The following is a 12,826-nucleotide window of genomic DNA, read 5'->3' on the forward strand; positions in this document are numbered from 1 at the left end:
TTTGACTGAAAAACCAATGTTAGTCTTGTTAATTCTGTTATTTAACTAATAATGTAAGCTTCAAATATAGTGTATTTAATACACCTTGCATATAAAATTTACATTACCAAATTTTCTCTGGACTTCAGTTTGACAGGATCAATCTGCGCAGCAACCTGAATATCAGGGAGTTTATTCAGACCAGTAAGTATGTAATTCAAATCTTCTTTATCAATATATGATTGGATTATCATAAAATAATCTACTTTATTCATTTCAGGAATTAAAAATCCTTCACTATTCCGGTTACTAACGATAAAAAAATCATTATCTCCCTCCTCTGAACAAAAATAATATTTAGAAAAAGCCCTCACCGGCTCATCAATATTGAAAAAAACCTCGTGATCATCAGCTTTTTCAAAATTTAAATTTAGTCTCGTATTGATCTTATGACAGAAAACATAGTCCTTTAATGATGCTGTGATGGCGATTAGCACAAAATCCAGATCTAATGACAGTTTTAAATACGTTTTGTTCAAGGCAGATTGAATAGATTATTTTAAGATGCGAAATTATAAAACTATTTTTGCTTTCCCATTTCAAATAAAAACATTAAAATTGGTAGAGAAATAAAAACATTTGAAATGTGTCAGAATTTATTTTTCTTTGCACTGAATTATTTAACCCATTAAATTATAACATTATGTCTGATATTGCTTCAAGAGTTAAGGCTATTATCGTTGAAAAATTAGGTGTGGATGAGAGCGAGGTTACCCCAGAAGCTTCTTTCACTAATGACCTAGGTGCGGATTCTTTGGATACTGTAGAACTTATCATGGAATTCGAAAAAGAATTCAATGTAGCAATTCCTGATGACCAAGCTGAGACTATCGGTACAGTTGGTCAAGCAATTGCTTACCTAGAGAAAAACGTAAAGTAGAACATACGGTCTCCGTATAATCCGTATAAATGGAATTAAAAAGAGTAGTAGTTACAGGTTTAGGTGCGCTCACTCCAATTGGCAATACTCTCCCGGAATACTGGGAGAATTTGTTAAATGGTGTGAGCGGCGCTGCGCCGATTACAAGTTTTGACACAGAAAAGTTCAAAACAAAATTTGCATGTGAGCTTAAAAACTTCAACGCTGAAGACTTTTTGGATAAAAAAGAAGCCCGCAAATTAGATCCATTTGTTCAGTATGCTATTGTTTCTACAGATGAAGCCGTAAAAGACGGAGGGTTCGATTTTTCACAGTTGGATACGAACAGGATAGGTGTAATCTGGGGTTCCGGTATCGGTGGTATAAAAACTTTTGTGGATGAAATGAGGAATTTTTTCGCTGGAGATGGTACTCCAAGGATTAATCCTTTCTTTATTCCAAAAATGATTATTGACATCGTAACTGGCCATATTTCAATCAGATATGGCTTGCGCGGACCAAATTTCGCAACTGTTTCTGCCTGTGCATCATCAACCAATGCAATGATAGACGCTTATAACTATATCCGGCTGGATATGGCTGATGTGATTATCAGTGGTGGTTCAGAAGCTATCATTAATGAAGCTGGTATAGGCGGATTTAATGCCATGCATGCACTTTCTACACGTAATGACGATCCTGCAACGGCTTCAAGACCGTTTGACAAAGACAGAGATGGATTTGTTGCCGGAGAAGGCGCCGGAACGATTATTCTGGAAGAACTGGAACATGCCAAAGCAAGAGGTGCAAAAATCTACGCTGAATTAGTTGGCGGTGGTATGAGTGCTGATGCAAATCACATTACCGCTCCTCATCCTCAGGGACTGGGTGCAAAAATGGTAATGACCAACGCCATGAAAGACGCTGGCATGACTACCGCAGATATTGATTATATCAATGTTCACGGAACTTCTACTCCGCTTGGAGATATTAGTGAAACAAAAGCGATTGTAGATCTATTTGGTGAAGATGCTTACAAACTGAACATCAGTTCAACAAAATCAATGACCGGTCACCTCCTCGGTGCTGCGGGTGCAGTTGAGGCTATTGCTGCTATTCTGGCTGTAAAAAACGACATCGTTCCTCCTACAATTAACCACTTTACTGATGATCCTGCATTTGATCCAAAATTGAATTTCACATTTAATACCGCACAGAAACGTACAGTACGTGCAGCTTTGAGTAACACTTTCGGTTTCGGTGGACATAATGCTTCTGTGATCTTCAAAAAGTACGAAGAGTAAAAACACAAAATGCCGAATTTTAATAGATTTAATGCCCTTATTTGACCTCTATAAACTGTACTTATCTCCGGATAAAGAGTTTATTAAAAAGCTGAAAAATATGTTAGGCTTTGTGCCTGGAAATACCGTTTTGTATAAAATGGCATTCAGGCACAGGTCTGTGGCTAAAGTTTTAAAAAATGGCAGTCGAAGCAGCAATGAACGCCTCGAATTTCTTGGGGATGCCATCCTCGGCTCTGTTATCGCAGAATTACTTTTTAAACACTACCCTTACAAAGAAGAAGGTTTTTTAACAGAAATGCGCTCTAAAATAGTTAACAGAGCTAATCTGAACCAGCTTGCGCGTAAAATGGGTTTTGATCAGCTGATCGTATTTGATCAGAAAATGGTCAATATGCAAACCAAACATCATTCTATGCTTGGGGATGCCTTTGAAGCACTTATCGGTGCCATCTACCTTGATAAAGGTTATAATTTCACCAAAGATCTATTGCTAAAACGTATAGTTAAGCCTTATATAGATATCCATACCCTAGAACTGACAGAAACCAATTTCAAAAGTAAACTGATAGAATGGTGCCAGCGCCATGCTAAGGATATCTCGTTTGATATGATTCAGAACAGTGAAGGTGACAGTGCCAAACTTTTCACTATACAGGCTGTAATTGAGGGGGAGAGCTTCGGAACAGGAAGAGATTACAATAAGAAAAATGCAGAAAAACAAGCTGCTGAAAAAGCTTGTGAGGCGTTATCTATCTAAAAATCCCAATTATTTCTTTTTCAGCGTATCTGTATACTGTTTGTAGGTATCCCTGATATATTTCACAGCATCATATTCCGTCCAGTTTTTAGACTTCTCATAATCCGGCCTGTAGTTCAGCATATAATTTTCCAGCTCCTTTCCTTTTAATTCGGTATTCTTTTGAATAAGCGATTCATTGAAAAAACCGTCAATTGTTGTTTGCTGCATTTCGGTATTGTAATACTTACCAAATCTTTTTGCATTTTTTGGTGTGCGGCCAAATAGCTCATAAATTGCAGTCAGCGGTGTGAATATATAGGACAGTAAAGGTGGTTTACCAGCATAGAATGAGCCCTGATTTCTAAAATCTCTTCTGATCTGATCCAGTTCATTCTTTTTAGATTGCCCGCGGATGTTAACTTCATTAAGATTAGTTCCGCTGCTTAGATAGATGATCATATCTCTGTTTGACAAAACAACAATCTGCTTATCAGAAAATCCTCTTTTAATCACTACCAGCGTATCACCTGTAGATGCTTTAATCTGAAACAAACCCAGATCGTTACTCCCAACGGTAAAACCGTTTCTTTTATTGGTGATCTCAGCCAGGGCAATCCTGTTGGTAGAACTGGTTTCCATCACCACTCCACTTAGTCTGAATTCCTGCGCAGAGACAGCCGATGAACAGCTCAGAAAAACGGTGAAGACCAACACGCCTTTCAACATGATATTGCTTATTATTCGCTTCATAGATGATGTAAATTTAAGTATTGTTCATGACTCTACTCATTAAAAAATGTTAAAATCCCGCTCTATAAGATGTGATCAGATTATAATCGGCATTTGACCTGATCCATTTTAACAATAAATTATATCTTTGCACATGATAAAATCAATGACGGGCTATGGCCTGGCTTCTACAGACCAGGAAAATGTTAAGTTTGCAGTAGAGATAAAATCCCTAAACAGTAAGTTTCTGGAGCTCAACTTGAAGTTACCTAGAGCCTACTCTGATAAAGAGCTTATGCTGCGTAATATCTGCAGTAAAGAAATTGAGCGTGGAAAAGTAAATGTTTCCATAAATATTGAACGTAGTGAAGAAAACCTTAAAGGCGCAACCATCAATGCGGCTTTACTCAGCAAATACTATAAACAATTACAGGAAATCAACCTGGACCTTGGTGCAAATTCAAGTAACCTCTTACAAGCGGTATTGAATTTTCCAGATGTTGTTTCTTATACGGAAGAGGTTGTAAATGAAGGTGAATGGGATATTTTATATCAGACATTCAATGCTGCTCTGGCAAATTTTAACCAGTTCAGGGAAACAGAAGGTGCAGTATTAAGAGCAGACCTGGAATTAAGAATTAAAAATATACTTGACTTCTTCGGACAAATCGAAGTATTAGCCCCGTTGAGGATCCCTCAGATAAAAGCAAGACTAAACCAGTTTCTGGAAGAAAACGTCGGCAAGATCAACATTGACCAAAATCGTCTGGAGCAGGAATTAATCTATTATATTGATAAACTGGATATTACCGAAGAAAAAATTCGCCTGAAAAGTCACTGTGATTATTTTACAGAGACCTTGAAAAGCAAAGATGCAAACGGTAAAAAATTAGGTTTTATTTCCCAGGAAATTGGCAGAGAGATCAATACTATGGGTGCAAAAGCTAACGATGCGCAGATACAGCAACTTGTTGTAGGCATGAAAGAAGAACTGGAGAAAATTAAGGAACAATTACTGAACGTTATTTAAGAACGCTCTGGTGCTAAAATATAGCTGAAGCTGGCTTATAAGGGATAGCTTCAGCATAATATACTACAGATTTATACATCAAATGATACAAGGCAAACTCATTATTTTTTCAGCTCCTTCCGGTGCAGGCAAAACCACCATCGTTAAACACCTGCTGAAAAAATTCCCAACATTAAGCTTTTCTATTTCAGCTACAACCAGAGAACTCCGCGGCAATGAAATACATGAAAATGATTATTACTTTATTTCAAAAGAAGCCTTTTTACATAAAGTTGCCCACCAGGAGTTTGTAGAGTTTGAGGAAGTTTATAACGGTACTTTTTATGGAACCCTGCGTTCTGAAATAGAAAGAATCTGGAATGAAGGCAAACATGTAATATTTGATATTGATGTAGAAGGCGGTTTGCGTTTGAAACGTAAATATGAAGAAGATGCATTGGCTATATTCGTACAGCCACCATCATTAGAAGTGCTGAAAGAACGTTTAAGCAGTCGTGGTACCGACAGTCAGGAGAAACTGGCAGAAAGGTTTGTAAAGGCAGAGAAAGAATTAGAGTACGCTGATAAATTCGATGTCATTCTTAAAAACTTTGATCTGGATACCGCGTGCAAGGAAGCTGAGCAATTGATATCAGATTTTATCAATAAATAGTATAAGGAGAAGGATGAAAAAGACAGGCTTATTTTTTGGCTCTTTCAACCCGATTCATGCAGGGCATCTGATTATTGCCAGTTATATGGCCAACTTCACTGATCTGAACGAAGTATGGCTGGTCATATCTCCCCAAAATCCATTGAAGAATAAAAAGGGATTAGGAAATATGTACGACCGTCTGGAAATGGCCAGACTGGCTACAGAGCCATCTGAACAACTAAAGGTGAGCGATATAGAGTTTAATCTTCCCAAACCCTCTTATACAGTTGACACGCTGGCTTATTTGCATGAAAAATATCCTGGCAGGGAGTTCGTATTGATCATGGGTGCTGATAACCTCGTCTCGTTTAAGAAGTGGAAAAATTACGAGGTGCTCCTGAACAATTATAAGTTATATGTTTACCCAAGACCTGGCGCAGATACTTCCGAATGGAAGGACCACCCATCGGTTACATTAACAGAAACTCCTCAGATGGAAATTTCATCCACTTTTATTAGGAAAGCTATTCTGGATAAAAAGAATATCCAATTCCTGGTTCCTGATAATGTAATCGCTTTTATGGATAGCAAAAATATGTACCGCTGATTATATTTAACGGTACAATAAAAATATTGTAGGCTTCTTGTGCAGGTCAATCCGCTCCTGGCGCCACTGGCCTATAGACATCGTTTTGATGAATTCATCTTCACCAGTAATGTTACAGGCTACACAAAGCAGTGTTTGAGCTGCAGTGTTCTTCAGAATATCCTCATATAAGTGATTATTTCTGAAAGGTGTTTCAATGAATAATTGCGTCTGTTTATTTTTTTCGGCCAGTTGCTCCAGCTCTTTGATTTTCTTGCCTCTTTCCACTTTATCAATCGGCAGGTAGCCATGGAAAGTAAAACTCTGCCCGTTAAATCCTGAAGCCATCAATGCCAGCAACAAGGAGCTCGGTCCCACCAAAGGCACAACTTTTATACCTCGCTTGTGTGCTTCTGAAACAATTTCAGCACCCGGATCTGCGATACCCGGACAGCCTGCTTCACTCATCAACCCTACATCTTTACCCGTCATCAATTCCTTGAAATAAGGAACCATAGAATCATTGCGTTTATGTTTTCCATAATCGTGGATAGTCAGGTCACTTTGTGGAATCTTTAGACCAGCTTCTTTCAAAGATTTTCTGGCAGTTTTTTCATTTTCTACAATGTAAGTATCAATAGCATTTATGGTATCGATCAAATAGGGAGTAAATGATTTCAGAGATACATTCTCTGCCAAAGGAACTGGAATCAGGAATAGCACGCCTTTTTTCATCTTTTATCTTGTTTTTATTTAATTGTGTATTGTTGTTCTTATTGAAAAAATCCCGCGCCATCCGGATCATTCTGATTGATAAATGGGCGCGTATAAATTCGGAAATACAAAAGAAGAGAATAAATTCCTGGAAAGAGAAGGTTTGGTTTAAATATTGTTATAATATGCAACGTACCAGATGTAAACTTGTCTTTTATATATAAAATCTGTAAATTGTATAAAAGCGATGAACGAATATAATAAAGCACGCGAGAGCTATCAACTAATATTATTCTGAGATCGAAAGCTTATTCATCGGTAATATTTTAAAAACGATTAAACTATTGTTCAGCAGATCACTCTTAAAGATATTAAACTAAGTTAGGTTAGGTTAATTAAATACACACACAAATGAAACACATGATCAAATTGCCGGCATTGCTGCTGGGGCTCATGCTCCTGCTCACCGGAATCACACAAAAGGCAATGGCACAGGATGATGATATTTCCCTGGAGTCATTTTATGATGAATTATCTCCATACGGAACCTGGATACAGGATCCTGAATACGGGTATGTCTGGAGACCTGATGTAGATCAGAACGATTTCAGACCTTATTACACGAATGGCCGCTGGGCGATGACTGAATACGGAAATACCTGGGTGTCTGATTACGACTGGGGCTGGGCACCTTTTCACTATGGAAGATGGGTAAGTAACCGTTATGGCCAGTGGATCTGGCTTCCTGACACCGTTTGGGGACCTGCCTGGGTAAGCTGGAGAAGTGGCGGCGGATATTATGGGTGGGCTCCCATGGGTCCCGGCTTTAATATCAATATAAATATTGGCGGCGGTTTCAATACGCCGAACGACTGGTGGGTTTTTATTCCGCAACGTAATATTTACAGCAATTACTATCCCCGTTACTCCAGAAGGAACGTAACGATCTACAATCAAACCACTATTATCAATAATACTTACGGAAGAAATAGAAATACTTATTATACCGGTCCCAGAGCAGATGATATCAGACGGGCAACCAACAGAGATGTCAGGGTGTATAATATCTCCCGTTCTGAAAGACCAGGCAGAACCAGTATTTCAAATAACAATATCAATATTTATAATCCACGTGGAGGTAGACCAAATAATGGTCAGTCAGTTCGTCCCGGACAACCAGACAGAGGTAATTCGGACAGAGACAGAGGGGTTGCAGGACGCGGAAACAACCAAAGCGGACAACGTCCGGAAATGAATGGAAGAAACGGTCAGCAGAGAGGACAGGATAGAACTCCACAGGTACAACAACGCCAGGAGCAAATGCAACGTGAGGGACGTGGAAGAGATCAGCGAAATGGTCAGCAAGGTGATAACGAACAACGTCAGCAACAAGCGCAACAGCGCCAGGAACAACAGCAGCGTGGTAATCAGGAACGTCAGCAACGTGATAATCAACAACGCCAGCAACAAGCGCAGCAGCGCCAGGAGCAACAGCAACGTGGTAATCAGGAACGTCAGCAACGCGATAACCAACAACGCCAGCAACAAGCGCAGCAGCGCCAGGAGCAACAGCAACAATCCCAACAACGTCAGGAGCAACAGCAACGCCAGCAACAGGAACAACAACAGCGTCAGCAACAAGCTCAACAACGTCAGGAGCAAGCCAGGCAACAGCAGGATCAGCAGCGTCAGCAACAATCCCAACAACGTCAGGAGCAAGCCAGACAACAGCAGGATCAACAGCGTCAGCAACAATCCCAGCAACAGCAGCAAGGCCGCTCATCCGGTGAGGGAAGAGGAGGAAGAGGCGGACGAAATTAAAAGATAAATAAGAGGAGAATGGAAACCGGTTGTAATGGCCGGTTTTTATTTTATATATTATATTTATCTTTGCAACCTCATCAAGCAATATGCTTAATTCTTTATGATCCACCCCGAAATAGAAAAACGAAAAACATTTGCCATTATCAGTCACCCCGATGCAGGGAAAACAACACTAACTGAGAAGTTTTTGCTGTTTGGCGGGGCAATCAATACAGCAGGCGCTGTGAAGCGCAACAAGGCCAATCAGAGCAGCACTTCAGATTTTATGGAGATTGAGAAGCAGCGCGGGATTTCCGTAGCTACTTCGGTAATGGGCTTTGAATATAAAGACAAACGTATCAATATACTAGATACACCTGGTCACAAAGACTTCGCAGAAGATACTTACAGAACATTATCTGCAGTTGACAGTGTTATCCTTGTGGTAGACTGTGTTAAGGGTGTAGAAGAGCAAACTGAAAAATTGATGGCAGTTTGCCGGATGCGTAATACACCAGTAATCATTTTTATCAATAAGATGGATCGCGAAGGTAAGGACGCATTTGATCTGCTGGATGAAATTGAAAATAAACTCAATATCAGTTTATGTCCGCTCTCATGGCCCATTGGTCAGGGACATACTTTTAAAGGGGTATATAGCATATACAATAAACACCTTAACCTTTTTGAGCCTGATAAAACCAAAATCGCCGATCCGGTTATTGAGGTAAATGACCTGAACGATGAAAACCTGAATAATTTCCTGAAGCCTAAAGAGCTGGAAGATTTAAAAGGTGATCTGGAACTGGTTGACGGCGTATACGGGACATTAGATCAGAGCATGTATACTGAAGGCTTACTCGCTCCCGTATTTTTCGGAAGCGCGATCAATAACTTTGGTATTAAAGAACTGCTGGATACTTTCATCAATATTGCGCCAAGCCCAAGAAGCAGGGAAGCAGAAGAAAGGGAAGTTTTAGTAGAAGAAAAAAACTTCAGTGGTTTTGTATTTAAGATCCATGCCAACCTTGATCCCAAGCACCGTGACCGTATTGCCTTTTTAAGAATATGTTCAGGTAAGTTTGAACGTAATAAATTTTATTACCATACCCGTCAGGATAAAAAGCTGAAGTTCTCCAATCCTATGGACTTTATGGCTAACGAAAAGAGTATTGTAGAAGAAGCATGGCCGGGTGACGTGGTTGGTTTATATGATAGTGGGAACTTTAAAATAGGCGACACCTTAACGGAAGGAGAGAAACTTCAATTTAAGGGCATTCCCAGCTTCTCTCCGGAGATATTTAAGGAAGTAGAGAACAGAGACCCACTTCGCACCAAGCAACTGGAAAAAGGCATACAACAGCTCACGGAAGAAGGCGTTGCTCAATTGTTCACGCAGCAACCTGGAAACAGGAAAATTATTGGTGCTGTAGGTGATCTTCAGTTTGAAGTAATTGCTTTCAGATTAGAGCACGAATATGGTGCGAAAGCACATTTCCGCATGTTAAGTTATACCAGATCCAACTGGGTCACTTCAACAGATAAAAAGAAACTGGAAGAGTTCCTGAAACGTAAACAGATGCACATTGGTTACGATAAAGATGGAAATCCGGTCTTTCTGGCAGATAATGACTTCATGATCAATATGACCAAAAGAGATTATCCTGATATCGAATTCCATAAGACTTCAGAATTCAAATAAAACACAAAAGGCAGCCCAAACAGGCTGCCTTTTACATATAACGTCTAATCTTATTTTAATTTGCTTAAAGCAGATTTTATACGTGGAATCATTTCTGTAATACCTTCCAGTGAGCAACCGCCAACTGATGCGCGGAACCATGGCGTATGTTCATCAGTACCAAAACAAGAGAATGGAACCAACGCTGCCTGAGCTTCGTTAATCAGGTAAGAGTTCAGATCTGTACTATCTTTGATCAAATCCCCTGAAGGTGTGGTTTTACCTAAATAATCGATTTTTAAGGTCAGGTAAATTGCACCCATAGGCACTATTGCATCAACGGCCAGACCGTCTGCTTTCATTTCCTGGAAACCGTTGTACAAAGCATCAAGACTTAACTGAACCTGTTCTTTGAAAGAGGTTAGAAACTGATCAACCAGGTTTTTATCTCCGAAATAATGAGCTACTGCTACCTGCTCTGCTTTTGGTGCCCAGGCGCCAATGTGAGTAAGTAAAGCCTTCATTTTAGCAATTACTTGCGCCGGACCGAATCCCCATCCTACACGCACACCTGTTGCAGCAAGACATTTAGAGATGCCATCGATATATATCGTATAATCTTTCAATTCAGGACGCAGGCTAACCGGGTTGATGTGTTCTTTACCAAAAGTAAGCAGAGAATAAATCTGATCATACATGATATAAAGTGGCTTCTCCCCTTCTGCCCTGGTTTTATTTTCTTCAATTACCATGTCACAAATCTCTTCCAGCTGCGCTGTGGTAAACATTGTACCAGTAGGGTTAAGCGGAGAACACAGGGCAAGTAAAGTTGCTCCTTTGATATGTGGTTTCAGCAATGCTGCCGTTGGCATAAAGTTGGTCTCTGCAGTTGTTTCTACAGCTACACCATTTGCTGAAGACAGGTGACAGTAATGGTTGTTGTTCCATGATGGTGCAGGATAAACCACTTTATCTCCCGGATCGATCAATGCCAGGTAAGTCGCATAAATCAACGGGCGGGATCCGCCCGAAACCAAAATTTCAGTTGCCTTATAATCCAGATCATATCTGTCTTTTAATACGTCAACAATAGTTTCACGCAAAGCCAGAATACCATCTGCTGGTGGGTAATTGGTGTGATTCTGATGGTAAGCCTTAACAATTTCTTCTTTTAACGCTGAAGGCACTGGAAAGATTGATGGATCAAAATCACCGATGGTCAGGTTTGCAATGTTAGCACCCTTACTCTTCAGTTCATTAACCTCGTTACCAATTTTAATGATCTCTGAGCCAATAAGTGTATTTGCTAATACTGATACGTTCATTTTTTTATTTTATTAATGGTTAGAATTAAGCCAGCAATTGTGCAATGGCTGATTTGGTTTTTTCAAAATTAAACTGATCGAGAATATGCTCCATCATTTGTTCTATTTCCGGGTTACACAGGTTACCTATGCTGCCCTCATGCGTATGGTTAACTTTCAAACCCGGCTCAAATGTACCATTTTCAATAGTCTCACCTACAATTTTATAAGCTTCTCTGAAAGGAACACCCTTTAAAGCAAGGTCGTTCACTACTTCAACGCTAAACAGATAAGCATATTTTTTGTCCGTCAGAATATCCTCTTTGATATCGATATGCTGAAACATATAAGCAGTCATCTCCAGACATTCATTCAAAGAAGTAATAGAAGGGAAAAGATTTTCTTTCAGCAATTGCAAATCACGGTGATATCCCGATGGCAGATTAACCGTCATCATCGCAATCTCATTCGGCAATGCCTGAATTTTGTTGCAGCGTGAACGGATCAGTTCAAACACATCCGGATTCTTTTTATGCGGCATAATACTGGAACCTGTAGTCAGCTCATCAGGAAATTTGATAAAACCAAAGTTCTGATTGATGAACAAACATACATCCATAGCCATTTTGGCGAGGGTAGCAGCAACAGATGACATTGCCTGTGCAAGTATTCTTTCTGTCTTGCCCCTGCCCATTTGTGCATAAACCACATTATAGTTCAGGTTCTCAAAACCAAGCAGACGAGTAGTCATAGTCCTGTTCAAAGGGAAAGAAGATCCATAACCCGCAGCAGAACCTAAAGGATTCTTATTACAGATTTTCCAGGCAGCCAGCATTACTTCCATATCATCTACCAGACTTTCCGCATAAGCGCCAAACCAGAGCCCGAAAGACGATGGCATCGCAATCTGCAAATGCGTATAGCCGGGCATTAATTTATCCTGATGTGTATTACTCAACGCAATTAACTGCTGAAATAAAGAGGCCGAATTGTGCACCATTTCCTCAATCTGATCCCTGAAAAACAGCTTCAAATCTACCAGTACCTGATCATTTCGTGAACGTCCGCTGTGGATTTTTTTTCCTGCTTCGCCGATACGCTGTGTCAGCAGCCACTCCACCTGAGAGTGCACATCTTCCACCGTATCTTCAATCCGGAAATCACCTGCCTGAATTTCAGCGTAGATATTTTTAAGTTCTTCTTGTATGGCTGAAAGCTCCTCAGCAGTCAGCAGGCCGATACTTTCCAGCATCTCTACGTGTGCCAAAGAACCTAATACATCAAAAGCAGCCATCTGTAAATCCAGCTCCCTGTCTCTACCTACGGTAAAACTTTCAATGTCTTTATTTACTTCTATATTTTTTTGCCAGATCTTCATCGATATATGGATTTGTCTCGATT

At 39.9% G+C, this 12,826-nt stretch carries 13 protein-coding genes; 8 read left to right on the forward strand and 5 right to left on the reverse strand.

From position 1 onward, the window contains the following. Positions 1-98 precede the first annotated feature (98 nt). Complete coding sequence (locus OQX62_RS00080) at positions 99-518, reverse strand: IPExxxVDY family protein (protein ID WP_265829222.1); 420 nt, start codon at positions 516-518, stop codon at positions 99-101. Positions 519-682: 164 nt separating this feature from the next. Here OQX62_RS00080 and OQX62_RS00085 point away from each other — a divergent pair, with 164 nt between their 5' ends. Genes OQX62_RS00085 through rnc form a run of 3 tightly spaced genes read left to right on the forward strand, consistent with a single transcriptional unit; the run spans position 683 to position 2,962 of the window. Beyond that, positions 683-919, forward strand: a complete 237-nt coding sequence (locus tag OQX62_RS00085) for an acyl carrier protein (RefSeq protein WP_008508386.1) — start codon at positions 683-685, stop codon at positions 917-919. 29 nt (positions 920-948) lie between these two features. Further along, positions 949-2,202, forward strand: a complete 1,254-nt coding sequence (fabF, locus tag OQX62_RS00090) for a beta-ketoacyl-ACP synthase II (protein ID WP_265829224.1) — start codon at positions 949-951, stop codon at positions 2,200-2,202. A 31-nt stretch (positions 2,203-2,233) separates the two neighbouring features. After that, entirely contained in the window at positions 2,234-2,962 is a 729-nt protein-coding gene (gene rnc, locus OQX62_RS00095; protein ID WP_265829225.1) for a ribonuclease III, read from the forward strand. 9 nt (positions 2,963-2,971) lie between these two features. Here the strand turns inward: rnc and OQX62_RS00100 are convergent, their stop codons facing one another. Continuing rightward, positions 2,972-3,694 (reverse strand): hypothetical protein, encoded by a 723-nt coding sequence (locus OQX62_RS00100; protein ID WP_265829226.1) that lies wholly within the window; start codon positions 3,692-3,694, stop codon positions 2,972-2,974. 145 nt (positions 3,695-3,839) lie between these two features. Here OQX62_RS00100 and OQX62_RS00105 point away from each other — a divergent pair, with 145 nt between their 5' ends. The 3 genes from OQX62_RS00105 (at position 3,840) to nadD (ending at position 5,944) form a co-directional block, all read left to right on the forward strand. Then, complete coding sequence (locus tag OQX62_RS00105; protein ID WP_265830141.1) at positions 3,840-4,703, forward strand: YicC/YloC family endoribonuclease; 864 nt, start codon at positions 3,840-3,842, stop codon at positions 4,701-4,703. A gap of 82 nt (positions 4,704-4,785) precedes the next feature. Further along, positions 4,786-5,355 (forward strand): guanylate kinase, encoded by a 570-nt coding sequence (gmk, locus tag OQX62_RS00110; RefSeq protein ID WP_265829227.1) that lies wholly within the window; start codon positions 4,786-4,788, stop codon positions 5,353-5,355. A 13-nt stretch (positions 5,356-5,368) separates the two neighbouring features. Further along, entirely contained in the window at positions 5,369-5,944 is a 576-nt protein-coding gene (nadD, locus tag OQX62_RS00115; protein WP_265829228.1) for a nicotinate (nicotinamide) nucleotide adenylyltransferase, read from the forward strand. Positions 5,945-5,950: 6 nt separating this feature from the next. On the opposite strand, the gene OQX62_RS00120 is transcribed toward nadD, so the two are convergent. Next, complete coding sequence (locus OQX62_RS00120; RefSeq protein ID WP_265829230.1) at positions 5,951-6,658, reverse strand: SAM-dependent methyltransferase; 708 nt, start codon at positions 6,656-6,658, stop codon at positions 5,951-5,953. 390 nt (positions 6,659-7,048) lie between these two features. Here OQX62_RS00120 and OQX62_RS00125 point away from each other — a divergent pair, with 390 nt between their 5' ends. Together OQX62_RS00125 and OQX62_RS00130 are read left to right on the forward strand one after the other, a co-directional pair. Continuing rightward, a complete protein-coding gene (locus tag OQX62_RS00125) occupies positions 7,049-8,458 on the forward strand; it encodes a DUF6600 domain-containing protein (RefSeq protein WP_265829231.1) in 1,410 nt (469 codons plus the stop codon). Between the two features lie 103 nt (positions 8,459-8,561). Continuing rightward, positions 8,562-10,142, forward strand: coding sequence for a peptide chain release factor 3 (locus tag OQX62_RS00130; RefSeq protein ID WP_265829232.1), 1,581 nt, complete (start codon positions 8,562-8,564; stop codon positions 10,140-10,142). Positions 10,143-10,192: 50 nt separating this feature from the next. Here OQX62_RS00130 and OQX62_RS00135 read toward each other — a convergent pair whose 3' ends face one another. Together OQX62_RS00135 and argH are read right to left on the reverse strand one after the other, a co-directional pair. After that, positions 10,193-11,446, reverse strand: coding sequence for a pyridoxal phosphate-dependent aminotransferase (locus OQX62_RS00135; protein WP_265829233.1), 1,254 nt, complete (start codon positions 11,444-11,446; stop codon positions 10,193-10,195). 25 nt (positions 11,447-11,471) lie between these two features. Continuing rightward, positions 11,472-12,803, reverse strand: coding sequence for an argininosuccinate lyase (argH, locus tag OQX62_RS00140; RefSeq protein WP_265829234.1), 1,332 nt, complete (start codon positions 12,801-12,803; stop codon positions 11,472-11,474). Positions 12,804-12,826 lie beyond the last annotated feature (23 nt).

It is taken from the genome of Pedobacter sp. MR2016-24 (assembly GCF_026239655.1).
GTDB lineage: Bacteria > Bacteroidota > Bacteroidia > Sphingobacteriales > Sphingobacteriaceae > Pedobacter.